Source organism: Streptomyces zaomyceticus (assembly GCF_014656215.1).
Lineage (GTDB): Bacteria > Actinomycetota > Actinomycetes > Streptomycetales > Streptomycetaceae > Streptomyces > Streptomyces zaomyceticus.
On record NZ_BNBZ01000022.1, the window covers coordinates 51237 to 77539 of the forward strand.

Annotated in this window: 29 protein-coding genes; 14 read left to right on the forward strand and 15 right to left on the reverse strand. The window is 72.2% G+C overall.

Annotated elements, in window-relative coordinates; all coding sequences use genetic code 11:
• Positions 1-13 precede the first annotated feature (13 nt).
• Both IE311_RS25495 and IE311_RS25500 read left to right on the forward strand, forming a co-directional pair.
• A complete protein-coding gene (locus tag IE311_RS25495) occupies positions 14-430 on the forward strand; it encodes a DUF742 domain-containing protein (protein ID WP_189834142.1) in 417 nt (138 codons plus the stop codon).
• Positions 411-1028, forward strand: coding sequence for a GTP-binding protein (locus tag IE311_RS25500; protein WP_189834143.1), 618 nt, complete (start codon positions 411-413; stop codon positions 1026-1028). The genes IE311_RS25495 and IE311_RS25500 overlap by 20 nt, the downstream gene beginning before the upstream one ends.
• Before the next feature lie 15 nt (positions 1029-1043).
• Here IE311_RS25500 and IE311_RS25505 read toward each other — a convergent pair whose 3' ends face one another.
• A complete protein-coding gene (locus tag IE311_RS25505; RefSeq protein ID WP_189834144.1) occupies positions 1044-2453 on the reverse strand; it encodes a M1 family metallopeptidase in 1410 nt (469 codons plus the stop codon).
• Positions 2454-2713: 260 nt separating this feature from the next.
• Entirely contained in the window at positions 2714-3139 is a 426-nt protein-coding gene (locus IE311_RS25510) for a PPOX class F420-dependent oxidoreductase (protein WP_189834145.1), read from the reverse strand.
• 154 nt (positions 3140-3293) lie between these two features.
• Here IE311_RS25510 and IE311_RS25515 point away from each other — a divergent pair, with 154 nt between their 5' ends.
• The 7 genes from IE311_RS25515 (at position 3294) to IE311_RS25545 (ending at position 9971) form a co-directional block, all read left to right on the forward strand.
• On the forward strand, positions 3294-3707 hold the full coding sequence (locus IE311_RS25515; RefSeq protein ID WP_189834146.1) for a roadblock/LC7 domain-containing protein: 414 nt from the start codon (positions 3294-3296) through the stop codon (positions 3705-3707).
• Between the two features lie 256 nt (positions 3708-3963).
• Entirely contained in the window at positions 3964-5226 is a 1263-nt protein-coding gene (locus IE311_RS25520) for a DUF6397 family protein (RefSeq protein ID WP_189834147.1), read from the forward strand.
• 73 nt (positions 5227-5299) lie between these two features.
• A complete protein-coding gene (locus tag IE311_RS25525) occupies positions 5300-6871 on the forward strand; it encodes an ATP-dependent DNA ligase (protein ID WP_189834148.1) in 1572 nt (523 codons plus the stop codon).
• Positions 6872-6921: 50 nt separating this feature from the next.
• Positions 6922-7335, forward strand: coding sequence for a hypothetical protein (locus tag IE311_RS25530; RefSeq protein ID WP_229902152.1), 414 nt, complete (start codon positions 6922-6924; stop codon positions 7333-7335).
• Between the two features lie 317 nt (positions 7336-7652).
• A complete protein-coding gene (locus IE311_RS25535) occupies positions 7653-8438 on the forward strand; it encodes a polysaccharide deacetylase family protein (RefSeq protein WP_189834149.1) in 786 nt (261 codons plus the stop codon).
• A gap of 421 nt (positions 8439-8859) precedes the next feature.
• Positions 8860-9603 (forward strand): hypothetical protein, encoded by a 744-nt coding sequence (locus IE311_RS25540; RefSeq protein WP_189834150.1) that lies wholly within the window; start codon positions 8860-8862, stop codon positions 9601-9603.
• The gene (locus tag IE311_RS25545) at positions 9600-9971 is read left to right on the forward strand and encodes a peptidase inhibitor family I36 protein (RefSeq protein WP_189834151.1); all 372 of its coding nucleotides are present in this window, start codon (positions 9600-9602) and stop codon (positions 9969-9971) included. Before IE311_RS25540 ends, IE311_RS25545 begins: the two co-directional genes overlap by 4 nt.
• A 106-nt stretch (positions 9972-10077) precedes the next feature.
• Here IE311_RS25545 and IE311_RS25550 read toward each other — a convergent pair whose 3' ends face one another.
• The 7 genes from IE311_RS25550 to IE311_RS25580 form a co-directional block, all read right to left on the reverse strand.
• Positions 10078-10845 (reverse strand): rod shape-determining protein, encoded by a 768-nt coding sequence (locus IE311_RS25550; protein WP_189834152.1) that lies wholly within the window; start codon positions 10843-10845, stop codon positions 10078-10080.
• Between the two features lie 121 nt (positions 10846-10966).
• A complete protein-coding gene (locus IE311_RS25555) occupies positions 10967-12154 on the reverse strand; it encodes a globin domain-containing protein (RefSeq protein ID WP_189834153.1) in 1188 nt (395 codons plus the stop codon).
• A gap of 94 nt (positions 12155-12248) precedes the next feature.
• Positions 12249-12692: an RrF2 family transcriptional regulator gene (locus tag IE311_RS25560; protein WP_189834154.1), complete on the reverse strand. Its 444-nt coding sequence runs from the start codon at positions 12690-12692 to the stop codon at positions 12249-12251.
• Positions 12693-12728: 36 nt separating this feature from the next.
• The gene (locus tag IE311_RS25565) at positions 12729-13661 is read right to left on the reverse strand and encodes a hypothetical protein (RefSeq protein ID WP_189834155.1); all 933 of its coding nucleotides are present in this window, start codon (positions 13659-13661) and stop codon (positions 12729-12731) included.
• Between the two features lie 37 nt (positions 13662-13698).
• On the reverse strand, positions 13699-14100 hold the full coding sequence (locus tag IE311_RS25570) for an SHOCT domain-containing protein (RefSeq protein ID WP_189834156.1): 402 nt from the start codon (positions 14098-14100) through the stop codon (positions 13699-13701).
• A gap of 233 nt (positions 14101-14333) precedes the next feature.
• Positions 14334-14783, reverse strand: coding sequence for a peroxiredoxin (locus IE311_RS25575; protein WP_189834157.1), 450 nt, complete (start codon positions 14781-14783; stop codon positions 14334-14336).
• A 121-nt stretch (positions 14784-14904) separates the two neighbouring features.
• Positions 14905-15516 carry a PadR family transcriptional regulator gene (locus tag IE311_RS25580; RefSeq protein ID WP_189834158.1) on the reverse strand — a complete coding sequence of 204 codons (612 nt, stop codon included), beginning with the start codon at positions 15514-15516 and terminating at the stop codon, positions 14905-14907.
• A gap of 147 nt (positions 15517-15663) precedes the next feature.
• Here IE311_RS25580 and IE311_RS25585 point away from each other — a divergent pair, with 147 nt between their 5' ends.
• The 3 genes from IE311_RS25585 to IE311_RS25595 all read left to right on the forward strand — a co-directional run bounded on the left by IE311_RS25585 (position 15664) and on the right by IE311_RS25595 (position 17961).
• Entirely contained in the window at positions 15664-16149 is a 486-nt protein-coding gene (locus IE311_RS25585; protein ID WP_189834159.1) for an SRPBCC family protein, read from the forward strand.
• A 248-nt stretch (positions 16150-16397) separates the two neighbouring features.
• On the forward strand, positions 16398-17636 hold the full coding sequence (locus tag IE311_RS25590; protein ID WP_373313968.1) for a L,D-transpeptidase: 1239 nt from the start codon (positions 16398-16400) through the stop codon (positions 17634-17636).
• Positions 17637-17652: 16 nt separating this feature from the next.
• Positions 17653-17961, forward strand: a complete 309-nt coding sequence (locus IE311_RS25595) for a CU044_2847 family protein (protein ID WP_189834161.1) — start codon at positions 17653-17655, stop codon at positions 17959-17961.
• 45 nt (positions 17962-18006) lie between these two features.
• Here the strand turns inward: IE311_RS25595 and IE311_RS25600 are convergent, their stop codons facing one another.
• Positions 18007-19671, reverse strand: coding sequence for an extracellular catalytic domain type 2 short-chain-length polyhydroxyalkanoate depolymerase (locus IE311_RS25600; protein ID WP_229902154.1), 1665 nt, complete (start codon positions 19669-19671; stop codon positions 18007-18009).
• Between the two features lie 169 nt (positions 19672-19840).
• On the opposite strand from IE311_RS25600, the gene IE311_RS25605 reads away from it, so the two are divergent.
• Complete coding sequence (locus IE311_RS25605; RefSeq protein WP_189834163.1) at positions 19841-20392, forward strand: tetratricopeptide repeat protein; 552 nt, start codon at positions 19841-19843, stop codon at positions 20390-20392.
• Positions 20393-20546: 154 nt separating this feature from the next.
• On the opposite strand, the gene IE311_RS25610 is transcribed toward IE311_RS25605, so the two are convergent.
• Both IE311_RS25610 and IE311_RS25615 read right to left on the reverse strand, forming a co-directional pair.
• The gene (locus IE311_RS25610) at positions 20547-20873 is read right to left on the reverse strand and encodes a cupin domain-containing protein (protein WP_189834164.1); all 327 of its coding nucleotides are present in this window, start codon (positions 20871-20873) and stop codon (positions 20547-20549) included.
• Positions 20866-22134, reverse strand: coding sequence for an MFS transporter (locus IE311_RS25615; protein ID WP_189834165.1), 1269 nt, complete (start codon positions 22132-22134; stop codon positions 20866-20868). Before IE311_RS25615 ends, IE311_RS25610 begins: the two co-directional genes overlap by 8 nt.
• Before the next feature lie 123 nt (positions 22135-22257).
• Between IE311_RS25615 and IE311_RS25620 the strand changes: the two genes are divergently transcribed.
• Positions 22258-23145 (forward strand): LysR family transcriptional regulator, encoded by an 888-nt coding sequence (locus tag IE311_RS25620; RefSeq protein ID WP_189834166.1) that lies wholly within the window; start codon positions 22258-22260, stop codon positions 23143-23145.
• A 115-nt stretch (positions 23146-23260) separates the two neighbouring features.
• Here the strand turns inward: IE311_RS25620 and IE311_RS25625 are convergent, their stop codons facing one another.
• The 3 genes from IE311_RS25625 to IE311_RS25635 all read right to left on the reverse strand — a co-directional run bounded on the left by IE311_RS25625 (position 23261) and on the right by IE311_RS25635 (position 26037).
• Positions 23261-24610, reverse strand: a complete 1350-nt coding sequence (locus IE311_RS25625; RefSeq protein WP_229902155.1) for a M20 metallopeptidase family protein — start codon at positions 24608-24610, stop codon at positions 23261-23263.
• Positions 24611-24707: 97 nt separating this feature from the next.
• Positions 24708-25286, reverse strand: coding sequence for a suppressor of fused domain protein (locus IE311_RS25630; RefSeq protein WP_189834167.1), 579 nt, complete (start codon positions 25284-25286; stop codon positions 24708-24710).
• A gap of 166 nt (positions 25287-25452) precedes the next feature.
• Positions 25453-26037: a TMEM165/GDT1 family protein gene (locus IE311_RS25635; RefSeq protein WP_189834168.1), complete on the reverse strand. Its 585-nt coding sequence runs from the start codon at positions 26035-26037 to the stop codon at positions 25453-25455.
• Positions 26038-26303 lie beyond the last annotated feature (266 nt).

Sequence of the window (26303 nt, forward strand, 5' to 3'; positions counted from 1 at the left end):
GCCGGAGACACCCATGAACGAGGACAGCGCCGGCGGCGGTCCGTCCGTACCGGGCAGTCAGTGGTACGACGCCGATGCCGGACCGCTCGTACGCCCGTACGCGATGACCGGTGGACGGACCAAGCCGGGGCCCAGCAACGTACGGTTCGACCTCATCGCCCTCGTCGTCGTGGACGACGACCCGCCCGGACCGGCCGAGGAGTCCCTCCTCGGCCCCGAGCACCGGTCCCTGCTCGCCCTGTGCCGGGCCGAGACCCAGTCGGTGGCCGAACTCTCCGCCGACGCCGACCTGCCCGTCGGCGTCGTCCGGGTCCTCCTCGGCGACCTCCTCGAATCGGGCTTCGTGCGCGTCAGCCGGCCCGTACCGCCCGCACAGCTCCCCGACGAAAGAATCCTGAGGGAAGTAATCGATGGCCTACGAGCGCTCTGAGAGCACCGGCGCGGAGGACGGCGCGGACACCACCGCCCTCGCCCTGAAGATCCTTGTCGCCGGTGGGTTCGGTGTGGGCAAGACCACCCTCGTCGGCGCGGTCAGCGAGATCCGGCCGCTCCGCACGGAGGAACAGCTCAGCCGTGCCGGGGAGCTCGTCGACGACACGGGGGGAGTCGACCAGAAGACGACCACGACCGTCGCCATGGACTTCGGCCGCATCACGATCCGGTCCGGTCTCTCCCTCTACCTCTTCGGGACCCCCGGCCAGGACCGGTTCTGGTTCCTGTGGGACGAACTGTCCCAGGGCGCCCTGGGGGCCGTCGTCCTCGCCGACACGCGGCGGCTCGAGGACTGCTTCCCGGCGGTGGACTACTTCGAGCACCGGAAGATCCCCTTCGTGGTCGCCGTGAACTGCTTCACGGGCGCGCGCACGTACGGCGCGGCCGACGTCTCCCGCGCGCTGGACCTGGACCGGGGCACCCCCGTGGTGCTGTGCGACGCACGTGACCGCGATTCCGGCAAGGAGGTGCTCATCCGCCTGGTCGAGTACGCGGGCCGGATGCACACCGCCCGGCTCCTGGACACCGTCGGCTGAGTCGCCGGGGTGCGGCTAGTGGATCCTGTGCTCCGTCCAGAACGGGCCGAGGTCGTGGGGCGCCGCCGCCTGTGCCGCGCGCTTGAACTCCGCGGTGGTGGCGACGCCCAGCCAGTGGTCCCGCACGTAGCCGCGCAACATGCCCGCCATCGCCGGGCCGCCCAGGACACGCTCCAGGTCGTGCAGGGCGCAGGAACCGCGCCTGTAGACGACCTGGCCGTACTCCGAGCGGTGGCCCTCGGCGAAGTAGGCCATGGACCGGGTGACGGCGGCCGTGTCGCTGGGCCACTCACCGTGGTCGTCCCAGCAGGTGCTGGTGTCCTCCCGGTAGTACAGCTCCGTCGCGTACTGGGCGAAGGACTCGTCGAGCCAGGGCGAGGCGAACTGGTCGTTGCCGACGATCCCGTAGAACCACTGGTGGGCGATCTCGTGGACGACGGCGGATCCCTCCGGTTCGGTCCACAGCAGGACCAGGCCCGGGAACTCCATGCTGCCGAAGTCGTCGAGGTTGTCGCTCATGACGAGGTCCAGCTCGCCGTACGGGTACCGCCCGAACCGCTTCCCGAACTCGTCGACCGAGCCGACGGCGTCCTTCAGGTCGACGGCGACCCCCTCGGGGGACGTGGCGGCGGTCCAGTACGCGTTCAGCCGGACCCCGCCGGGCGTGGTCACCGTCTTCGACCGGAAGGGTCCCGCCGCCCACGCGAAGTCCCGCACCCCGCGCGCGACACTGGTGCTGACCGTGCGGCCGGGCGCTCCCGCGCGCCGGGTGGTGGTGCCCGTCGCGGGGACGCGCAGGGCGCGGGGATGGTCGAGGACGACTCTGAAGTCACCGGTGAGGGTGTGGAAGCTCTCGCCGAAGCCGACGTCCGGATCGAGGTGCTCTCCCTGCGCGTCGCGTACGGACAGCAGGGGCAGCGCGTTGCCGAGGTAGCGGTGCGCACCGTCCTTGCCGAAACGGTGGACACGGTCGGGGACGGTGATCGAGACGTCGAACGAGATGCTCGTACGGGCCCCGTACCGCAGCGGCTCGGGCAGGTCGATCCGGAGCGCGGTGCAGTCGACGGTGAGCGGCCGCGCGGTGCCGCCGGCCACCTTGCCGACCCGGATCGGGGACGGCTTGTCCGCGGCTCCGCAGCCGTCGGTGCCGTTGCCCCAGAGCCGTAGGTCCACCGAACGCAGCGGAGCGCGATCGGCGTTGCGGAAGGACACCGTCTGGCGTCCGGTCCACCGCGAGCCGTCGTCGTCCGCGCGGAGCGTCACGTCGTACGAGGGACGGTCCGGGGTCGCCGCCCGGGGCCGGGCCGCGGAGGCTACGGGGTCTGTGGGTTCTGTTGGGTCCTGCGCCACGGCCGTCTGGGGGACGAACAGCAGCGCGGCCGCGAGGGCGGGAAGCAGCGCCCGCCAACACCTGAGCGAGGTCATGACAGGCACGCTAGAACGCCCGTGCGTCCGGACGAGTGGGTTCCGGAGCACGGGATCCGGTTCACGGGATCCGGTTTACGGGTGCGGGGGCGGCTTTGGGCAGGGTTGGGTTCAGGAGCGCGGGCGTCCAGCCGGCGGTACTCAGGACCTGTCCCGCCGATCATGGTCGTGGCTGTCGGGCATGACGCCCGGGTGAGCAGCATCCTGAACCGACAGCCGCAGCCGTTCCCACTCGGCAGCGGCCGGATCCCGGACAAGCCCTAGTCGGCGACGCCGCCCTTGGCGATCACCTTCTGGATGCGTACGCGGACGAGGAGTTCGCCCGGGACGCCGTTGCGTTCCCCGAACTCGTCCGCCCGGTCCGCGCCCATGTAGCGGGCACCGATGCGGCCGGCCCAGTGACGCAACTCCGCCGGGTCCTCGCTCAGTTCGGCTTGACCGCTGAGCGAGACGAAGGCGAACGGCGGCCTGTCGTCGTCGACACAAAGGGAGACGCGCCCGTCGCGGGCGAGGTTGCGCCCCTTCACCGTGTCCTTGCCCGTGTTGAACACGAACGAGTCGCCATCGAGGAGGAACCAGATCGGTACGACGTGCGGACTGCCGTCGTCGCGGACGGTCGCCAGCTTGCCGGTTCGGGTTCCCGCGGACACGAAGGCCCGCCACTGTTCGTCGGTCATCCTCGTCATGTCCCCATCCTGCGGCACGCGCGGGCGTGGTGCAGTGCTTGCCCTGTTCACGACAGTGCGTAAGGCTTGCGGGTGATACGGCGGACCATTGCGGCACGGGGACCACGGCGCGGCCGGGTCGACGGGGACGCACCACCCAGGGGGAGGACCACTGATGGCGTTGGACAAGGGACTGGACTGGCTTCTCGACGACCTGACCCAGCGGGTCGGATTCATACGGCACGCGCTCGTGCTGTCGAACGACGGACTGGTGACGGGCGCGAGCAGCGGGCTCGCGCGCGAGGACGCGGAGCATCTGGCGGCCGTCTCGTCAGGTCTCCACAGCCTTGCCCGAGGCTCCGGCCGGCACTTCCGGGCGGGCCGTGCACGGCAGACGATGGTGGAGTTCGACGAGGCGCTGCTCTTCGTGACGGCTGCGGGCGAGGGCAGTTGCCTGTGCGTCCTGAGTGCCGCGGAAGCGGATGTCGGCCAGGTGGCGTACGAGATGACGCTGCTCGTCAACCGTGTCGGTGAGCACCTCGGCGTGGAGGCGCGGCAGCCGGGCCGTCCGGGCGGTGGCGTGCTCTGAGGCCGTGACGCTCTGGGCTCCGGGTCTCATCGGCTCCGACGCTCATCGGCTCTGACGCTCATCGGCTCTGACGCTCTGACGTTTCGACGCCGTGGCGTTTCGGCGGACGGGGCTGTGGGCGATGGGGTGATGAGTTGTCCACAGGGCGTTGTCCACAGGTCGTGCGGGGTTCGTCACTCTGCGTTACGTTCTTGGTGGTGGGTCGAGGAGATCCGCGACACGGAGAGAACACGGACGTACGGGGGAGGGCCACGGAATGACGGTGGACCAAGGAGCGCGCACGGTGTCACCGGTGCGGGCCGCGCAGGAACTGGAACTTGGGCGCGACGAGTTCCGGCTCGCGGTCCAGCTCGGCCTGGTGAGGACCGTCCCGGCGGGAGAGCGCGGACGGAGGCGGATCGAGCGGTGTGAGCTCGACCGCCTCAAGGCCGCGCCGGACTTTCCCGTCGGTTTGCGCGAGCGAGTGAGGGCGGTCGGCACCGGCGAGGCCGCAGCACTCCTCGAGATCACACCGGAGCGGTTCACCAAGCTGGTCCGGACGGGCCACCTCAGCCCGGTGCGGTTCTCCCTGAACCGCTACCGGGCGGTGGTGTGGACGTATCTCGCGGAGGAGGTCGCCGAGTTCGGTCCCACCTGCCCGGGGCTGCTCACCGGGCGTCTGCCCCTGGAACTCCGCGAGCGCCTCGCCGCGCACGAGGACCTGAGGCCCAGGAACTGGCGGGCGCGACGGCTCGGGATGCTCCTCCGAGCCACGGACGACCCATGGGCACGGACCGCCGCCATCGCCTCGTTGCTCGACCCGGTCCACGTGGCGGAGGTGGTCGACGACCCGTACGAGCGCGCCCACCTCGACCGACTGCATCCGCCGGCGCCGCCAGGGATGCCGGTGCAGACGGCGGCGCGTGACATCGCCGAGCGGCTCACACGGGCCGACGACCCGGACGAGATCCTCTGGCACCGGGTGAGCCTGGTCATGTCCCTGGACGAGGCGCGCGCCATGGAGCCGGCTCCGTATCCCGGTGAGAAGCATGCGATCACGTCGAGGGCTGAGCCGTCGGTCGCAACGCGGGCCGGTTTCGGCGGCCGTGTGCCGCTGCCCCGACCGCCTGTGCTGACGACGGCGCCCGTACCGTCCGTGCCGCTCGCCCCGCTGGGGCCGTTCGAGCGGTCCGCACGGCCGGCGTCGGTCGTTCCGCTCGGAGCGGGCGTGGGGAGGAGGCGGCTTGAGGTCCAGGCGCCGCCACCGATGCCCCCGGCGCCACCTTCAGTGCCGGCGGCACCCGTGACGCCTTGGGTGCCCGCCACCGGTCAGGCGCCCGCGACGCCTCCCGTGTCCGTCCACCCTTCCGTACCCGTGACGCCTTCGGCGCCGGCGGGGCGTCCGGTGGCGGACGGCCGTCGACCGGGCCGCCGGGGCCGTACCAGCCTTCTCGACCGGCTGCGGCGCGGGCGGGGGGCGGGCGAGGGGCGAGTGGGGGGACGCTCCGGGGGACGAAAGCGACCGGCTGCCTGGCCCTGACGGCGACGCCTGCGACGGGGCCCCGCGGCGGTGTCGGCGTGCGTGGTGGGCGGGGTGTGGGGAGGATGGGCCCATGCTGCTCGCCCGTGTAGCGGAGGTGTCCCGGGAGGTCTCCGAGACCTCCGCGCGCTCGCGCAAGATCGGCCTCCTCGCCGAGCTGTTCGCGGAGGCCGAGCCCGAGGACAGCCCTCTCGTCATCGCCTACCTCTCGGGTCGACTGCCGCAGGGGCGGATCGGAATCGGGTGGAGCGTCCTCAAAGAGGTGGCCCCACCCGCCGTATCACCCGCCGAACAACCCGGCCTCACGATCCGGCGGGTCGACGAGGTGCTGACGGAACTCGCCGCGGTCTCCGGTACCGGCGCCCGCGCCGAGCGGACCCGGCTCGTCCACGCCCTGTTCGCGGCCGCCACCGATGAAGAACAGCGGCTCCTGCTGCGGCTGCTCTCCGGGGAGGTGCGTCAAGGGGCCCTCGACGCCGTCGCCCTGGAAGGCGTCGCCCGGGCCGCCACGGTGCCCGCCGTCGGACTGCGCCGTGCCGTCATGCTCGAAGGGTCGCTGCCGCCGGTCGCCCAGGCAGTGCTCGCCGAGGGTGCCGCCGCGCTCGACCGCTTCACCCTTCGGGTCGGCAATCCCGTGCAGCCGATGCTGGCGCACACCTCCGCCTCCGTCACCGAGGCGATCGCCGCCCTCGGGCCCTGCGTCGTCGAGGAGAAGCTCGACGGCATCCGCATCCAGGTGCATCGGCACGGTGGAGACGTCCGTGTCCACACCCGTTCGCTCGACGACATCACCGACCGGCTCCCCGAAGTGGTCGCGACCGCGCGCGCCGTTCCGGACGACGCGTTCATCCTGGACGGCGAGGTGATCGCCCTCGATCCCGACACCGGACGCCCTGTCTCCTTCCAGTCCATCGCCGCCCGGGTCGGCTCCCGCACCGACGTGGCCGGCGCACACGCCGGCCTGCCTCTCACGCCCGTCTTCTTCGACGTTCTCGCGGTCGAGGGCGAGGGGCTGATCGACCGGCCGGGCCACGACCGGCACGAGGTGCTCGCACGACTGCTCCCCGAGAGCCAGCGGGTCCGCCGTCTCGTCGTGAACGACCCGGCCGATCCCGCACAGGTCGAGGAAGCGGAGCGGTTCTTCAGCGACACGCTGGCCCGTGGGCACGAAGGCGTCCTGGTCAAGGCCCTGGACGCGCCCTATGTGGCGGGGCGGCGAGGGCGCACCTGGCTGAAGGTGAAACCGGTCCACACCGTCGACCTCGTCGTCCTCGCCGTCGAGCGCGGCCACGGACGCAGGACCGGTCTCCTCTCCAACCTCCACCTCGGAGCCCGTACGGTCGACGGCGGCTTCGTCATGCTCGGAAAGACCTTCAAGGGACTCACCGACGGGATGCTGCGCTGGCAGACCGAGCGGCTCGGTGAACTCGCCGTGGAGGACGACGGATTCACCATGAGAGTACGGCCCGAACTTGTCGTCGAGATCGCCTACGACGGTCTCCAGACCTCCACGCGCTACCCGGCCGGTGTCACCCTCCGCTTCGCCCGCGTCCTGCGCCACCGTCCCGACAAGCCGGCCTCCGAGGCGGACACCGTGGAGGAGATCGTCGGCAGGGGCCGAGGGGAACCGGCGGGCCTCGCGTGACATCGTCGCGCGAGGGATGCTGGAGACATGGCACGACGAGCGTCGGCGCGATGCGCGCCAGGCGCCGGGAGCGACGGGCCCGCGAGGAGATGAGCGACGTGTACGACCTGCACATCGACACCGACGTGACCGTGCAGCTCAACGACTGCTGCCGGGAGGACGCCCAGGCCGTCTTCGACGTCCTCGACGGTGTCTACCAGGTGGAGGACATGACGGCCCCACCACAGGCGGCCACGGGGCCTTCCCCCACCGTCTGGACGGCCATCTTCGACACCGCGGGCGGACGCCGTCAGGAAGTGCGCCCCACCCACCTGACCTCCCCGGTCGGTGCCACTCTCAGCGGTGGCTACCACGCCGTCGACGAGGTCCAGAAGGTGCTCGCCGCCGGCTTCGACATCCAGTCCCTGCAGTACGTCTCCGGTGACCAGGAGACCGAGGCCCGACTGCTGCTCGCCTCCCGCTGAGCCGGAGGCACGAACTCCCCGGACGGAGCGGACGGGCGCCGTCCGGGGTTGACGTCTGCCCATGCGTCGGGACACCCCCCGCCCCGGACGGATGCCCGCCGCTCTCGGGCGGACGCCCGCCCGCCCCGGACGGATGCCCGCTCCCACCTTCCTCGGATGTGCCCGCGCGCCAGGGCGTTCGCCCGCGCGCTTGAAGGACCCCGCCGACACCCTCGGTATACACCGTGTGTAGAGTGCTGCGTCGGCCGTGATCACCGCTCTGACCAGGTGGTTTGTCGGCCGAATCGAACACAGCACCGGGGAAAGCGGGTTCCATCATGTTCCGATCCAGGCTGGGCCGACGCAGGGGGACGGCCACCGCCCTGCTCGCCGCGGCGTCGCTGATGCTGACGCTCGGCGGCTGCGGAGTCGATCCCGTCACTCCGCAGGACGCCCGGGCGGAGGGCGGAACGGACGACAAGGCGGGCGCCACGGCCCGCCGCGTCGACTGTGCCAAGGTCAAGTGCATCGCGCTGACCTTCGACGCGGGACCGGGCAAGGACACCCCCCGGCTCCTCGACATCCTCAAGGAGAAGCAGGTCCCCGCGACCTTCTTCCTGCTGGGCAGCAAGCACGTCGACCGCTATCCCCAGGTGGTGAAGCGAATAGCCGACGAGGGGCACGAGGTGGCCAACCACACCTGGACCCACCGGATCCTCACCGATCTCGACGAGTCGGAGGTGCGTGACGAACTGTCCCGCACCCAGGACGCCGTCGAGAAGATCACCGGCCGCAAGCCCACCCTCATGCGCCCGCCGCAGGGGCGCACCGACGGCACGGTCTCCGACGTCAGCAAGGACCTCGGGCTCGCCCAGATCCTGTGGAGCATCACCGCCAAGGACTACGACACCACCGACTCCGCCCTCATACAGCAGCGCGTGCTCGACCAGGCGCACGGTGACGGGATCATCCTGCTCCACGACATCTACGACGGCACGGTCCCGGCCGTCCCCCCGATCATCGACGAGCTCAAGCGGCGAGGCTTCACCTTCGTGACGGTGCCGGAGCTGCTCGCCCCCGGCAAGGCCGAACCGGGTGCCGTCTACCGTCCCGAGAGGGACTGACGAGACCTGGTGAAAACCGGGTGAGGTGACTCACACCGCCCATGCGGGCATGCTCGGAACATTCTGGAAGGAATGGCCGTTCATACCTATGTGACTGCGAAGGGGCCCGGTCCCCAAGGTCCCCCCACCAGAGGTGACCGCTCTTCGTGTCACGGCGATCGGCCCCGGTTGGAATCCCCCGTCCAACCGGGGCTTTGTCGTTCCCGGACGCCTTGCCGCACAGCGCTGGGCACCTCCCGCAGAGCCGGGGCACCCTCCAGCACGGCACGATCGAGGCGCTCGAGGGGCGCGCGCTCCGGCGCGTTCGACCCGTTCGAGTGAGGCGCGGCATGGGGGCCCCGCCCTCGGGCAGTGATCATCCCGAGCCGCCGAGTCGATCACTCGCCGGCCGTCCGACCAGGGACGATCGAACGGGGACCTCATGCTTCGCATCACCGCGCGCACGCGCCACGCCCTCCTTGCCGCGGCCGCCGCGCTCCTGCTGTCCGGTTGCGCGACGGTCGGACCCGGACCGTCCGAAGCATCCGGCCTCCCTTCCGGTGCGGCGGCCCAGGACGCGCTCCTCAAGGCCGCCGAGCACCGGCTCGTCGTGGACTGTCTGAAGGGCCAGGGCCTCTCGCTGACGTCCAGGCCCCGCGCCCCGGACGACGACCGCACCCTCCGGGCGGCGCTCTTCGGCGCCGGCCCCCGAGAACTCTCCGTCACCCTGGCCACGGGGGCCACCGTCACCGCCCACACGGACGGGTGTCTCGCCGGGGCCCGGAATCGGCTCTACGGCGACCAGCGCCGCTGGTTCCGGGCCCAGGTGGTCGTCGACAACCTCCGCGCCGAGGCGCAGGCCCGGGTGAGCGCCGACCCCACCCACCGTGCCGCGCTCGCCCGCTGGACCCGGTGTGCGACCCCGCCGGGCGGCACTCCGCACTCCGACCGGCCCGGCCGTCCCGTCCGCGCCGAGCGTCCGAACCCGGCCGTCGCCGTCCGCTGCTCCCGCGAGAGCGGCCTCGACGAGGTCCGGGCCCGACTCGAAGCCACCGAGCTGGTCACCGTGCGCGCACTGCGCCGCGACGAGCTCGCCACGTACCGGCAGCTGCGCGACCGCGCACTGCGGCGGGCAGTCGAACTGCCCGCGACCGTCCCACCGCAGAAAGGCCCCACCCACTCGTGAAGCGATTTCTCGTCACCACCGCCGCGGCCCTTTTCGCCGCGACCGCCGGCCTCGCCCTCGCGACCTCCGCGGGAGCGGCCGAATGCCCGAGCGGAGAGTTCTGCGTCTGGCAGGACTCCAACTTCGGCGGCCAGCGCGCGAACTGGAGCGGAGACGACGGTTGGTGGGAGAGCTGGATCTCCGACACCGACTCCTCCTGGGCCAACCACGGCATCTCCGGTCCCGGCATCAAGGACCACGTCAAGGTCTACGAGAGTGCCTGGCAGGGCGGCAGCATGACCGTCTGCCTCGCCCCCGGCCAGGAGGTCGGCTACAACGGCGCGGCCAACGACCGTGGTGACTCCCACATCTGGTCGATGGGCTGCTGACAGGGCTCCCCGACCCCTCCGGGAACCGTTGAGTCCGCGGACGGCACGGGGGCTGCGTCAGCCTTGACGCAGCCCCCGTCTCCAGCGCGCTCGACGATGCCCCGCCTCAGCCGCGGCCCAAGGCGCCCGTCGGGTGGCGGAGGGCCGAGGCGAGCATCAGGCCGGCGCCGCGGACGACGCTGGTCGACGGGTCGTTGGCCAGCCGGATGCGGGCGCGCAGGAGGTGGGCGAGGCGACCGGTCACCTCCAGGCACAGGGCTCCGCCGCCGGTCACCAGGACGCCGCGCCGCAGTGCCCCGCGCACGGCTCCGGTGCGATCGTGCCGCCACAGGTCGCTCACCATGTCGGCGGCCGTCCCCGCGACCGAGTCCGGCGCGTTGCCGGACGCCGGGAGGTCGTCGACTCCCACCTCCGCCAGCCGGGCGTCCTGGACGAGGCCGTCCACGACGAGCGTGACCTCGGTCAGCTGCGCGCCGAGGTCGACGACGAGCAGCGGACCGCCGCCCGGCGGGGCCGCGTAGGCCGCCGCGGCGCGGGCACTGTCCACGGCGATGACCCGGGCCGGGCCGAGCGCGTCCACCAGTTGCCGTGCGGCCTTCCGCTCCTCGGGGGCGGCGAGCACCGGGTGGGTCAGCATCACGACGGTGTCGTGCCCGCCGTCACCCGGGGCCGAGGCGGTGAGACGTCGGAGCAGCCGGAGCTGTGAGGCCGCGTCGGTCACGCGCCCGCGTCGTACCGGACCACTGGGCACGTCCGCGAAGACGCCCGCCCCCGGCGCCCAGGCCCGGGTCCTGGAGCTGCCGATGTCGAGGGCGATCCCGCGCACGGGCCTCCCCGGGCCCCGGTCGCCGCCTGTAGATCCGAACGATCCCATCGCTTCCGTCCAATCGCTGCGGACCCGCTGATTACGAGGCCAGTACGGGACTTCACTATGCAGTATCCCTGGCGGGATCGCTATGGGCCTTTTGGATCGAAGGTGCCTCGATGAGGTCGGGTCAGTTGTCGGCGCCCAGCCAGAGGTCGGGGCCGAACACCTCGTAGTGGATGTCGGCCGCGGCGGTGCCCCTGCCGATGAGGTCGCCCCGGACCGCGCGGAGAAACGGCAGCGGCCCGCACAGATAGGCGGTCACGCCGGTCGGCAGGTCGACGGCGGTGACGTCCGCGCGGCCCGGCCGGGCTCCGGAGTCGCCCGGCTCCTCGTACCAGAGGTGCAGCGTTCCTTGCGGCAGCGCGCTCACGAGGCGCCGCAGTTCGTCGGCGTGGGCGTGGGAGGCGGGGCCGCGGTCGGCGTGGACGACCACGACCGGGCGGGTCGAGCCGGTGGCGGCGAGGTGGTCGAGCATCGCCAGCATCGGGGTGCTGCCGATTCCGGCGGAGGCGAGCAGCAGGGGGCCGTCGCCCTCGGGCAGGACCAGGTCTCCGAAGGGGGCGGAGACCTCCACCGCGTCGCCCGCGCGCGCGTGCGCGTGCAGCCAGGAGGAGACCTCGCCCGCCGGGTCGCCGTCGACCCGCTTCACCGTGATCCGCCACTGCGGGTGCCCGGGGGCGGCGGACAGGCTGTACTGGCGGATCTGCCGGGCGCCGTCGGGCAGTGTGACCCGGACGCTCACGTACTGGCCCGGACGGAACGTGGCCGTGGGGGTCCCGTCGGCGTGGCGCAGGACGAACGAGGCGGTGTCGGCCGTCTCCTCCTGCCGCTCCGCGATCTCCATCGACCGCCAGACCTGCCCCTCGGGGACGCCGGCCTCCTGGTAGAGCCGGGCCTCCACGGCGATCAGCGCGTTGGCCATCAGCCAGTACACCTCGTCCCAGGCCCTTGCGACCTCGGGTGTCACCGCCTCGCCGAGGACCTCGACGATCGCGGCGAAGAGGTGCTCGTGCACGGTCTTGTACTGCGCCGAGGTGACGCCGAGCGAGGCGTGCTTGTTGGCGATCCGCGACAGCATCACGTCGGGGCGCTCGTCCGGCTTCTCCAGCAGGGCGACGGCGAAGGCGGCTATCGAACCGGCGAGCGCCTTGCGCTGCTCGCCGCCGGCCTGGTTGCCCCGGTTGAACAGGTCGCGCAGGAGCTCGGGGTGGGCGGCGAAGAGCCGACCGTAGAACCGCTCGGTGATCCGGTCGAGCGCGCCGCCGACGGCGGGCAGGGTGGCGCGGACGACCGGGAGGGACTGCTCGGACAGCATGAGAACTCGCAATCTGGTAGATGATCTGCGTATTTAAGGACGTGCGTGGGTGAGGGTGTGTACGGGGGCGGGTGTGCGGTCGGGTGTCGACGGCTCAGGGTGTGGGGCGTGGGGTGAGGGAGAGGAGCAGGGGGCCGGTCGGTGACTTCACCAGCTCGGCCACCGTCAGCGGGTCCAGCGCGCGGTAGAACGCCTCCTGTGCTTCGCGCAGCGCTCCCCGCAGGCGGCAGGCGGTGCGCAGCGGGCACGGGGGATCGCCCTCGCAGGCGACGACCTCCTCCTCTCCTTCCAGGGTGCGGGCCAGCCAGCCCACCGAGGAGCGTCGCCCCCGTTCCGTCAGGGCCAGGCCGCCGCCACGGCCGCGCCGCGCCTCGACCACGCCGAGGTGCTGGAGCCGGGTGACCACCTTCGCCATGTGGGCGTAGGGCACGTCCATCGACTCCGCCACCTCGCGGGTGGTGACGGATTCCTCCGGAGCGGTGACTGCAAGGCGCATCACGGCGCGGAGTGCCAGGTCGGTGAACTTCGTCAGCCTCACGCCATGACCGTATCAAAGCGGTATCCCGCATACGTATTAAGGGGTGGGGTCTCGCCTCACATGCCGCCACAGCCACCAGCCGCCCGAGACCAGGCAGCTGGCGGTGAGCACGATCCCCACCACCGGCCATCGCCCGTCCGCGATCCGGATGTCCGTGACGATCACCAGGAAGAGGGCGACCGTCGGCAGCAGGACGGAACCGGCCGCGCGCAACCCCGCCCGTGCCAGGGCCGGGTCGATCCGGGCGCCGCGTGAGGGCCGGAGATCGAGGGAGCCGACATAGAAGACGGTGGCCCGGTCGGTCAGCCGCGTGGTGCCGCGGTAGTACTGGAAGGCCATGTAGGGCAGCCAGACCAGTGGGGCCACCAGGCCGACCAGGAACACGGCGCCGAGGAGTGACCACCGGCCGAGGCGGACCCAGCGGCTCGCCGCGTCGCCCGGCGTGACCAGTCCGAGGAGCCGGGCCATCCGCGCGATCAGTTCCCGGAAGGCCGCCAGGTGCCCCCGGCCGGCTCCGGCTCCCGGCCGGGGGCCGGTCAGGTCCAGCGCGGTCCGGGCGGTCTCGGTGTCTCCGTACACCCCTTGCAGGACGAGGAGTTCGGCGGCTCGCTGCGGGTCCGTGGTGTCCCGTCCCTCGACGGCGGCGATCTCGAGCACCGTGTGCACCTGGGAGAGGAGCGCGCCGCAGAAGGCCAGCGGGATGAAGAGAAGGAAGGGGCCACCGACGAAGGCGCCTTCCGTCGTCACCAGCCGGCGTCCACGGGTCACGACCATGGTGCGCAGGGCGGCCGCGTCCGCGTCGGGGTGGTCCTTCCGGAGGCGCTCGACGGTCGGTCCGGCGCGCGGCCCCAGGTGGCGCAACGCGAAGGACGCGAGCGACTCCGGAAGTCTGCCGGGCTCCGCCAGGACCTCCCTCAGCAGGGAACCGGCGAGCCCGGCGGCCGGTGCCGCCCGCGTCCTCTTCCGCACCTCCGCGCGCGCCCTCTGTGCGTACTTCTCCCAGCCCTCAGGCCAGGACCTTGGCCTTGGCCTTCTCGAACTCCTCGGGCGTGATCGCGCCCTTCTCCTTCAGCTCCGCCAGCCGCGCCAGCTCGGCGGTGGCACCGCCGCCACCGCCCTCCGGGGTCCCGGCGGCCTTGCGGATGTAGTCCTGGAAGGCGGCCTCGCTCTCCCTGGCCTGCTTGACGTCACGCGCGCCCATGCTCTTGCCCCGGGCGATGACGTAGACGAGCACCCCGAGATAGGGGAGCACGATGCAGAAGATCAGCCAGCCCGCCTTGGCCCAACCGTTGAGGGAGTGGTCCCGGAAGATGTCGGTGATCACCTTGAAGAGCAGGAACAGCCACATGATCCAGAGGAAGAACCACAGCATGGTCCAGAAGACGTTGAGGAGGGGGTAGTCGTCCATGCCTGCACACTCCGTTCCGGCACCGGCCGGGAGAGGCCAGGTGTTGGAGCGAGTCTCACCCAGCCTCGGCGCACCCGCATGTCGTGACCGCTCCGGCCGCGGACCGCCCGCGGCCGTGCTCGGACGGAGGCCGTGAAGTGTGCCGCATGCGAGGAACGGGGCGTCACGCGGCCGGGCGACGCCTTCGCCGGGCCGGCCCGTCATCGGGCCGGCCGGGGTGTGGAGGGTTCCGCTCAGGAGTCGCGCAGGGCCGCGAGCGCGCGGTCCGCGTGGGCGCTCATGCGCAGCTCACTGCGTACGACCTCCCGGATCCGCCGGTCCTGGCCGATCACGAACGTGACCCGCTTCGTCGGAGCGAGCGAGAATCCCCGCTTGACCCCGAACAGGTCGCGTACGGCGCCGTCCGGGTCGGACAGCAGGGGATAGCCGAGCGAGTGCCGCTCGGCGAACTCCTGCTGCCGTTCCACCGCGTCCGTGCTGATCCCGACGGGCTGTGCGCCGACGGTGCGGAACTCGGCGGCGAGATCGCGGAAGTGACAGGCCTCGGCGGTGCAGCCCGGGGTGAGAGCCGCCGGGTAGAAGAAGAGGACGACCGGCCCCTCGGAAAGGAGACCGGTGAGGGAGCGCGGGGCGCCCGTCTCGTCCGGAAGGCTGAAGTCCTCGACGAGGTCACCGACGTTCATAGAGGCCCGTCCCCGATCCGTACCCGATGTGTCACCGGAGCGTCCGGTGGCCGGCCGGTGACGTTACCGCAGAGTAGGAGGTGACGTCACCCCTCGCACGCCCCTCACCCTCGGGGCGCTCTCAGCCCCCGTGCGCCGCCGCCTCCGCCGCTTCGCTCAGGGCCGGGGCCGCGCTCCGGGCCGCGGCGCGCCGGTCGAGCACGGCGAGGGCGCGCTCGCCCCAGCGCAGGTTCTCCTCCTCGAAGAACCGGCCGCGCATCAGCGTGAGGTACGGTCCCACCCGCTCCGCCTCGTCGAGGTACGTGTCCTCGTCGCGGCCCGCGAGCATCCACTCCCGCAGCCGGTCGTAGCGGGCCAGCTTCGCGCGGGACGCCTCCATGCGCTGGGCCACGAACCCGCGGACGGCTGTCGTGTCGCCCTCGTCGCAGGCCTGTACCTGCACCATCAGCTCGTCACGGACGGCGCTGGGCCGCGGCGGCGTCGACGTGTAGGCGGCCAGGTCCCGCATGCCGGGCTCGGTGAGGCTGAACATCCGCTTGTTGGGGCGGCGTTCCTGTTGCACCACGCGCGCCGTGATCAGGCCGGCCTCGGCGAGCTTGTCCAGCTCGCGGTAGAGCTGCTGGGGCGTGGCCGCCCAGAAGTTGGCGACGGACACGTCGAAGATCTTGGCCAGGTCGTATCCGGAGGCCTCGCCCTCCAGGAGAGCTGCGAGGACGGCGTGCTTGAGGGACATCCGGCCACGCTAGCAGCACGTTGAATAGTTTCCTCCGCACCTATTCAACGGGCGATCCCCGGGCCGGACGGGGCCCTCTCGCTGGCAGGTCCGTCCGGCGCCTGCCTAGGCTGGAAGGAGGGGACGGCAGATCCGAGGGGCAGCGCGATGGACCACCACACGTTTGTCTACACCACCTATATCCGGACCACCCCCGACGAACTCTGGAAGGCGCTCACCGACCCGGAGTCCACCCGCCGGTACTGGGGCGTGACCTTCGAGAGCGAGTGGACCACCGGCGCTTCCATGGTCTGGGACGAGAACGGACGCAGGACCGTCGACCCCGAACAGGTCGTCCTCGAGGCCGAACCCGGCCGCCTCCTCTCGTACACCTGGCATTCGTTCACCCCGGCCTGGGCGGAGGCCGTACACCTCGGGCAGGACGTGTACGAGCGGCTCGCCCGCGAGCGCAGGTCCCGCGTGGCCTTTGTGATCGAGCCCTCCGGAGACACGGTCAAGCTCACGGTCACGCACGGCGACCTGGAACCCGACGGTCTGATGAAGGGGATGATCGCAGAGGGGTGGCCCGCGCTCATCTCCAGCCTCAAGTCCCTCCTGGAGACGGGAGAGGAACTCCCGGAGCCTCCGCGCTGACCCATTCGAGTCGTCTCGTCCCCCACTCCGCCGCCACGCCCGGTGTCTTGATCATCCGATCCTCCTTTCATCCGATTTGATGCTGCGGTCGGCATCGCCCGCCGGCACCGTCGTCAGGAAAGGGGAGGGTGTCCGACGTGTCGTCACGCAGATACGTACGGGGGTGGGGAGCGTTGTCCCTGGCCGTCGGAGTCGTCCTCGTCAGTACGGCGGCCCAGTCGCCCACCGACTCGGACGCGCGGACCGGCATGGCTCCGGAACCCGCCACCGTGGTCACGGTGGACGGCTGCGCCACCGCCGACGGCCTCTGCTCCGCCCCTCATCACACCGTCGTACTCAGCGGCGCGCCCGTCCTCACCGCCCGCCCCTTCACGCTCGACAGCCAGGTCTCCGGGCCGATGGAACTCGTGCTGCGCACCCCCGGGGTCCTCGCCGACGTCACCGTCACCGATCAGCGGGGCCGCCGCGTCGCCGGAGCACCGAGCCCCGACGGCACCCGGTGGACCAGCTCCGCGCCCCTGCCGGCGGGGTCCCGCTACGCCGCGCGCCTCGTCGTCGAGCGCGTCGGGGCGGCAGGCCCCGACCGTCATGTCGCACGGCTGGACTTCCGCACGGTCGCGGTCCCCGCCGGGAAAAGGCTCACCGTCGCCTTCGGCCCGGAGGACGGCGGCACCTACGGCGTCGGCCGGCCGATCACGGCCGAACTCAGTCACCCCGTGCCGGCGGACGCCCCGGAGACCCGGCGGGTGGTCGAACGCTCCCTGATCGTGCGGTCCGAACCCCGGGTCGAAGGCGCCTGGTACTGGGTCGACTCCGACACCCTCCACTACCGGCCCCGCGGCTACTGGCCCACCCACGCCACGGTCCGGGTCCACAGCGGGCTCGAAAGGGTCCCGGTCACCGGAGGTCTCCTCGGTGGCCCCTCACGGCCCCTCACCTTCACCACCGGCGCCCGGATCGAAGCCGTCACCGACGTCTCCGCCCTGCGGATGACCGTCTTCCGCGACGGAGAACCGCTCCGCACCTTCCCGGTCACCACCGGCAAGCCCGGCTACCGCACCCGGGGCGGCACCAAGGTCGTCCTCGGCAAGGAACCGCTCGTGCGTATGCGCGGCGACTCCATCGGCATCGCCCGCGGCAGCCGCGACTACTTCGACCTGAAGGTGCGCTGGGCCACCCGGGTGACGTGGAGCGGCGAGTACCTCCACGCCGCTCCCTGGTCGCTGGACGCCCAGGGCAGCGAGAACGTCAGCCACGGCTGCACCGGAATGAGCACCGAGGACGCCGCCTGGCTCTTCGGCACCGTCCGCGAGGGCGACCTCGTCCGCGTGATCAACGGATACGGCGAGCCCATGACTCCCTTCGACAACGGCTTCGGCGACTGGAACCTCAGCTGGCCCGAGTGGCGGCGGGGGAGCGCCCTCGACCCGAGCGCCGCCCCCTCCCGCTGGAGAACCACCGCGGCCGCGCTGCGCCCGGCCCTGTGAACCGCAAGGAGCTGCGATGACGGACATCACCCGGGTCGACGTCGGGGACGGGACCCTCTTCGTGGAGGCACGGCGACTCGGCCCCGACTCGGAACTCGAAGGGCTCGGCGGCCGACTGCCCGACCTCTCGGCGGTCACCGAGGCGCTCTCCTCCTTCGCCGGACAGATCGGGGACGCCCTCCACCGTGCGGCCCCGGACCGCGCGTCGGTCGAGTTCGGCTGCCAGCTCGGCCTGGACGCCGGCAAGCTCACGGCGCTCGTCGTCCAGGGCAGCGCCAACGCGAGTCTGCGCGTCACCCTCGAATGGACGAAGACGCCGCACTGAGCCGCCCCGGCCTCGGACCCCGGGCCATCGCGTCCTGGCCCCGGCCTACCGGTACTCGACCGTCAGCGTCACCGGTGCGTCCCGGTTCACGAAGAGGTACGCGGTCCCCGTCGGAGCCGTCGTGAACCCGAGCCGGAACTGTGTGACCCCTCCCCGGTTCAGGGCCGCGAGCGCCTCCGCGGAGAGGTCCGTCGACACCGCGCTCCCGGAGGAGAACGCGTCGATCCGTGCCGCGCCCGCCACCGTGGCCGCCGCCGACCAGTCCGCCGGTTCCACCGAGCACGCTCCGAAGCAGCCCGTGCGCAGGTCCGCCTGGAGCCGGTTGCCCGTGGGGGAGGCCCAGGGGTCGCCCGAGCCGCTCGACCTGCTGACGGTGAGCCAGGCCCGGGTGATCTCCTTGTCGGCCGGGATCTTCGAGGTGTCGAAGGAGACCACCGAACGATTCACCTTGCCGTCCGTGCCCCGGCCGAGCGCGAGCCCGGACAGATCCTCCAGGGTGCCGACCGCCGCTCCCGAGCCGTCCGCCGCGGCCTTCACGTACCCGTCCTCGGCGTCCGTGCTGGAGAGGACGGTCCGGCCGGAGGCGGGCGGCGGCGTGCCGGTGCCGCGCAGGGCGCGCACCATGCCCATGATCGCCTCGATCTGCTTCCCGCCGTGCCGGGCGTAGGCCGTGTCACCGAGGTAGCCCCACCAGTTCCAGCAGCCGTTCGGGTTCTCCAGGGTCGTGGTGGGTGCCGCCTGCGGATACAGCACGATCATGTCGTTGGTGTCGGCGTACTCGTTCAGATAGGCGCCCTCGACGAAGCGGGTGCCGAAGCCCTGGTACGCGTACCCCTGCTTGCAGCCGTGCAGGGCCACGAGCAGCTTGCAGCGCGCACCCTGGGCGCAGGACGCCGGGACGTACGCGAAACCCTCGGCGCCCATCGAGAGGGCCGCCGCGGAGCCGCCCGGCGCGTAGGTGTTCTGGTCGAAGCGGACGAGCGAGCCGCCGGTGCCCGAGCCCGGGGCCGCGACCGGCCCGAAGAGGTGTCCGAGCAACTGCCCCTCGGCGTCGATCCCGCAGTTGTTGAGGAACGGAGTCTGCGTCACCGTGCACGAGTTGGGGCCGAGCGGAGTGATCCAGGCGTGGCCCGCCGCCGTGGAGCGGTTGTACTGGACGCGGGCGCCGAAACGGCCGTAGTAGTCTGCGAGCGCGTCCGCCACCGGGCGCTTCACCGTCGAGTCGCCCGAGCCGCTGAACACGTACACCGGGTCTCCGGACAGGTTCTCCACCGGGTCGATCCGGCCCTGCGCCGACCGGTCGCGGGTGGCCTGCTCCAGGGTGGCGAGCTGAAGGTTCTGCATCGTGTCCATACAGGCGTTGAGCGCCGTGGCGAGCTGGCCGCGCGCGCAGTCGTACGGCCCCGAGGCGAACGCCGCGGAACCCTCGAACGTACCCGAGTAGGCCACGTGCAACTGGGTGGCCATGTAGCCGCCGGACGACACCCCCGCACTGAACACGGAGCCGATGTCGTACCCCTGGAGCGTGCCGGGCACGGGCGGGGGAGCGGCGGCCGCGGCGGGGGGCGCGGTGGGGAACAGGACCGCGGCGGCGCAGAGCAGGAGTGCCGCGAGGCGGCGGGGCCCGCCGAGCAGGGCGGGACGGGATGAACGTTCGGGGCCCGATGGACGCGGCAGACGGAATGGACGTGTGGGACGGGGTGAACGCATGGGGTCTCCCGGATGGCTCGTTCCTGACGGAGGTTCGGCCGGGAGGCTATGGGCGGTCCGGAGTCGTCCTCCATGGGTGAGGACGCCACAATCCGGCCCGCCGGGTATGGCGGCCCGTCACCTGGCAGCCGCCACGGAGGGTCCCGGTGCGAACTGCGAGGATGCCGTCATGGGACATCACGAGGAGCAGAAGGCCGAGAAGAACGCCGAGAAGAACGCCGACAGGAAGGGCGAGAAGCGCGGCCGCCTGGCCGAGGCGGTGGCACTGCGCGAAGCGGGCCGGCGCGAGGAGGCCCGCGAGAAGCTCGTCGCACTCGCCGCCGAGCACCCGGAAGACGCGGAGACCGCCTATCAGACGGCCTGGGCGCACGACGTCCTCGGCCTGGAGGCGGAGGCCGTGTCGTACTACGAAAGCGCCCTCGCGGGCACCGGGCTCAGCTCCGAGGACCGGCGTGGGGCGCTCCTCGGTCTCGGCAGCACCTACCGGGTCCTCGGCCGTTACGAGGAGGCCGTCGCCCTGCTGACCGGCGCCGTCGAGGAGTTCCCGGAGGAGGGGGCTCTGCGGGCCTTCCTCGCGATGGCCCTCTACAACACGGGCGAGCACCACGAGTCGACCCGGCTGCTGCTCCGGCTGCTCGCCGCCACCAGCGGGGACCCGTCCGTGCGGACGTACCGCCGGGCCATCGAGCACTACGCAGGGGACCTCGACGCGACCGAGTGACACGAGAGGAGCCCCGGCCGCGCCCGGCCCCCTGGTCGAGCCCGACCCCCCAGCCGCGCCGGGCCTCTCCGTCGTGGCCGGGCGCGGCTCGTGTTCGGACCCTCCCCGGCACCCGGTTCGTCCGCCCTACCGGCCCGTCCGCCGTACCCGGACCTCAGTCGTTCACCGCCGTCAGGAGCACCACCGCGTCGTCCAGCGCGGTCAGCCCGTGCCGCTCCTTGGAAATCATCAGCAGAGTGCCCGACGCCAGCTCCTCCGCCCTCCCGGCCGCCGTCAGGCTCACCCGGCCCCGCAACACCTGGAGACTCGCGGCAGGTGGTGCGTTGTGCTCGTCGAGGGAGGTGCCCGCCGTCAGCGCGATCACGGTCTGCCGGAGCACCCCGTCGTGCATCACCAGATAGGCGCTGCGCCCGTGCGGCGCCGTGCGGGCAGCGGTCAGGTGCTCGTCGGCGAGGGCGGTGAGGTCGGCGCGGTCACGCATGATGATCTCCCTGCGGGGTGCGCGGGCGGATACCCCCAGCCTCCCGTCTGCCGTCCGGGACGCAACTCGGGACCGCCGGTCGTGCGGAGCACAGCGCCACCGGAGCGCCGGCGGCGACGAACACCCCGGCGGCGAGCAGGGCGGCCGACCAGCCGTGCGCCGCGTACAGCCAGGACCCGGCGAGGGCGCCGAACGCCCCGCCGCCGAACGTGGCCAGCATGAAGACCGTGTTGACCCGCGCCGCCACCGCCCGGCCGATCCCGAAGATCCGCGCCTGGTTGGCCACCTGGCAGGAGCTCACCCCCGCCACCAGCAGATTCGCCCCTGCCACCAGGGCCACGGGGGAGTGCGGGGCCAGCCCCGCCGCGCCGAGACCGAGTCCCGCGAGCACCAGCCCACCGGCGCCCACCGCGGACGCCCCGTAGCGGTCGGTGAGCGGCCCGGCCGTCGCCGACAGCAGCGCGGCGGGCAGTGTCAGGGCCCCGAAGAGGCCGGCGGCACCCGGCCCGTACCCGAGGGGCGGCGCCGCCAGATGGAAGGCGAGCACCGTCCAGAAGACACTGAACGCGGCGAACACGCAGGCGCCGAGGAACGCCGAGACCCGCAGGTCGCGGTGCACGGCCAGGAGCCGGGGCAGTCCGGCGAGGAGTCCGGCGTACGAGGTCCGGCCCCGCGCCCCGAGCCGCACCGGCAGCCTCCGCGGCAACACGAACAAGAGCGCTCCCGTCGCGACGGCGGCCACGACGTAGGCGACCCGCCAGCTGCCGCTCGCATCGGTCACGGCGCCCGAGACCGTACGGGAGAGGGTCGACCCCAGCGTGAGCCCCAGACCGACCAGGCCCACGACCCGGCCCTGCCTCCCGGGTCCCGCGAGCACCGCCGCCACCGGTGTGAGGATCTGCGGCAGCACGGTCGTCGTGGACAGCGCGAGGGTCGCCAGGGCCAGGGTGACCACGTCCGGCGCCGCCGCCGCGACGAGCAGCGCCACGCAGGTGAGTGAGAGCAGCACCGACGTGAGGCGGCGGAGCCGCGCGGTGTCGGCCGCCGGCACGAGGAGCAGGATGCCGAGCGCGTACCCGATCTGGGCGGCCGGGGCGATCAGGCCGGCGGTCCGCTCGGAGACGTCGAGACCACGGGCGACGGCGGCGAGGAGCGGCTGCGGGAAGTAGATGTTGGCCACGGTGACCGCGCCGGCCACGGCGAAGAGCGGGACGTTCACGGGCCGGTCGGGATCGGGGGCGACGCGGGGGCTCGGTTCCACGGACTCTCTTCCGGAAGGCGGAGGGGGATGCCCCCCAGGCTCCTCGCCGTCGAGCCGGTCGAGCAAGATGAGATCATCGAACCGGCGTTGAGTCACGCTAAACGAACGCGAGGAGGGCTCCCGGTGCTCGAACGGTACGAACTGGAAACGTTCCTCACGCTCGCCGAGGAGCTCCACTTCGGGCGTACCGGCGAGCGCCTCGGTGTCTCCACCGGGCGCGTCAGCCAGACCGTCAGGAAGCTGGAGCGCCGCATCGGCACCCCACTGTTCGCCCGTACCAGCCGCACCGTCGACCTCACCCCGGTCGGTCGGCGCCTGTACGAGGACCTCCTGCCCGTGCACCGGCAGCTCCGGACGGCGCTGGAACGCGCCATGGACGCCGGACGCGGCATCCACGGGCGGCTGCGTACCGGCTTCGCCACCCCCTGGGGCGGCGAACTGCTCACGGCCGCCGCCGACGCCCTCCTCGCCGGCCACCCCGGCTGCGAGATCACCGTTCGCGAAGTCTCCCTCGACAGCGGAGTCCGGCCCCTCGAGGACGGCGAACTCGACATCCAGCTCACCGCCTTCCCGGTGCGCGAGCCGGAGCTCACCACGGGCCCGGTCGTCCTCCGGGACGACCGCGTGCTGCTGCTGCCCGCCGCGCACCCGCTGGCCGGCCGGCCGTCCCTCGGCCTCGAGGACCTCGCCGGCCTTCCGCTGATCACCACCGAAGGCGCCAACCCCCGCCACTGGCTCGACCACCACTACCCCCGGCGCACCCCGTCGGGCGCCCGCATCGGACGCGGCCCGGTCGCCGCCACCTGGCAGGAGGTCCTCTCCCACGTCACGGCCGGCCGGGGTGTCGCCCCGGGCGCGGCCCGCGGCGCCCGCTACCACCCCCGCCCCGGGATCGCCTACGTCCCCCTGAGGGACGCACCGCCGCTGGAGTACGGCCTGGTCTGGCGCACCGCCGCGGACTCGGCCCTGATCAGGGCCTTCGCGGCAGCGGTCGGCTCGCAGGGTCCCTGAACCCGACGGGTGCGCCACGGACGGACCGGGGAACCGGCCGCAGTCGCCGGGGAGCGACCGCGGTCCCGGAGCCTCGCCCGCGGTTGCGGAAGCCTCACCCATGGTCCAGGAGGTCTCACGCGCCGTCCCGGGGGACGAGCGCGCCCGTCAGATGGTCGTACGCCACGTGCGCGTGCAGCCGTACGCCGGTGACGAGGGTGTCGTCGTCCGCGTAGAAGTGCGGGTTGTGGTTGGTCACCAGACCGCGGCCGCCCGGCTCGGGCACCGGGCGCCCGGCGGCGTCCAGGATCGCGTCCTGGACGCCGAGCATCACGTAGAGGCCGCCGAACCTGCTCACGAACTCGGAGACGTCGTCGTAGCCGAGCGTCGCCCCCGCCTCCAGCACCCGTTCCTCGCCCACCACCCTGCGGAAGGTCGGAAGCCCCGCCTCGACCCACGGCCCGCTGTTGTGCACGGGCGGCACGGACTGCAGGTACTCGACCGCGGCCGTCGCCCCGTACGCCGCGGCCGAGTGTTCGGCGAGCGTCGTCAGACGATCCTGGACCCGGCCCATGTCGGACTCGACGGCGCAGCGGACCGTGCCCCACAGCGTCACCGTCTGCCCGACGATGTTGAACCGGCCGACGTCCTCGACGTGCCCGATGGACACGGTGACCGCGTCGAAGGCCGAGACCTGCCGGTACAGCTGGCCGATGCCCGTCAGAACCGCCCCCACCGCCGGCATCGGGTCGACGCCCTCCCAGGGCGTCGAGCCGTGGGTCTGCTTGCCGGTGACGACGATACGGACGAGGCTGGACGCGCCGTACTGATTGCCGACGCGATATCCCACGTACCCCTTCGGGTGCGGTGTCACATGCAGCCCGAAGGCCATCGTGGGCACGGGGTCGGCGAACGCTCCGGCCTCGACCATCGCCCGCGCCCCGCCCTCCTCGGTGACCGGAGGACCCTCCTCGGCGGGCTGGAAGACGAAGAGCACGGTGCCCGGCAACCGGTCACGCACCCCCGCGAGCACCGTCGCCGCGCCGAGCAGCGCCGCCGTGTGACAGTCGTGCCCGCAGGCGTGCGAAACGGGGAACGGGCCGCCCGGGTAGTCGCCGTCGACCACCTCGGAGGCGAAGTCCGTCCCGCACAGGTCCCGGACCGGCAGCGCGTCCATGTCGGCCCGCAGCGCCACGACCCGTTCGCCCGGCATCCCGCCGCGCAGGACGCCGACCACCCCGTGCCCGGCGATCCCCGTACGGACCTCGTCGATGCCGAGGACACGCAGTCGGTCCGCCACGAAGCGGGCCGTGTTCACCTCACGGTTGGACAGCTCCGGATGCCGGTGCAGATGGCGCCGCCAGGCCACCACCTGCCGCGCCACCCCGGCCGCCCGCTCGTCCAGTTCGTCGTGGATCGCCTCGCTGCCCAACGGGGACTCCCTCTCGTTCCGGCCGGCGCCGTCGTCACGGGGTACGTGCTCCACCCAGGCTCCCACCCGGGACGGAACCCGGCACCGTTCCGGCAGCGCCCGGAAGGCCGATTCCGGGGCAGAGCAGACGACGGAAGCACGCCAGGGCCGATCAGACGACGGAAGCCCGCCCGGGGTCGACCGGGTCGATCTCGTGCTCGTCGAAGAGGCTCTCGAGTGCCTCCAGACCGCCTTCCCGCCGGAAGTCCTTCTCGGCCTCGGTGATCGGCAGGAGCCACAGAATCCGGGCGTGGTCGCCCCCCTCCCAGGTGTAGACCTCGAACTCGGGTCCCATGGGGTAGGGCAGGCTCACCAGGTAGTGGTCACAGGCCGAGTCGTCGAGCCACGGTCGACCGATGGGGACGGTGTGCCCGACGTCGAGTCGTTGCCGCACAGGACCGCAGTGGTAGTACGCGTTCATGGTGACGCTCTCCAGATTGGTCCACTCGTCACGCGGCGCCGCGAGGAAGAACTCCGTCCCGTGGCCGTCCTGCTGCGTCGCCTCCCAGCAACCCGACGTCACATAGAGCCACCAGTCCCCGGGGTGGGCGGGATGGATCCGGAAGATCCGGAACCCGGGCGCGCGGTCCTCGATCGGCCCCTCGGCGCCGGGGACCTCGTCGATGACCCGGCCGGGAAGGGTGCTGCGGAGGTGGTCGAGGAGTGCGGTGCGTGCTGCGGCGTTCGGCATCCGGTCATGATGCCTTCGGGTCCCCGGAACCCGTCGGGCGGGTGCGGCCCCGCCGCCCCGCCCGGACACGCCGATGCCGACGGATCCAGCGACCGACGAACGAACGGCCGCACGCCCCCGGCCGTGAAGCGCGGGAGTGTGCGGCCGTTCGGAGACGTCGTCGGTGTCAGCCGGTGAAGACCTCGGTCAGGGACCAGATCGCGAGCGCCGCCATGCAGACGCCGCCGATGCGCTGCACCGTCCTGAGCGGCACGCGCTTCGCGATGAAGCGGCCCGCGACCAGGGCCAGGGCGGAGACGCTCATCAGGGCGGCGAGGGAGCCGATCGCCGTCGACCAGGTGCCGTTCGTGGCGGCCAGGTTGGCGGTGGTGATCTGGGTGAGGTCGCCCCATTCGCTGATGAAGACGGCCATGAACGCGGTCGAGAAGACGGGCAGGAAGCCGGTGACGGTCTTGCCGCCCGCGTCGGCCTCGTCGTCGTCGCCCCCGCTGCGCAGCAGCATGAACGCGCCGAAGCCGAACAGCAGGGCCGAGACCAGCTTCACGGACCAGCCGGGGAGCAGACCGAGCAGGCTGCCGGCTCCCACCGCGATGGCGACATGGGCGAGAAAGGCGGTCGAGGTGCCGATCCATACGTACAGCGGACGCATGCGCGTGCCCATGGCGAGGGACGCGAACATCGTCTTGTCGGGAAGCTCGGCGAGGAAGATCAGCCCGAAGGCGGTGAGGATCGCCAAGGGGTCGAGGTGCATACCGGGGCTCTCTGCTCGGTCCGGGCCCGTGGACTCGGCGCGGCACCTCGGAGGGCGACGGAAGGACCACTCGGCCCGGCATGAAGGACCACGCCCACGGATGTGTGGACGCGGTTGATGCCTGGCCGAAGGTCTCGCCCGTCCGCGTCGAACGCGGACCCGGTCACCGGGAACCCGAGGGCTCCAGTATGTCGACGACCGGTTTGCAGGGCTACTCCCCTTCGCTGTCCCTCAGTGTAGCCGACCAGCGCACATGTGCGAGTAGA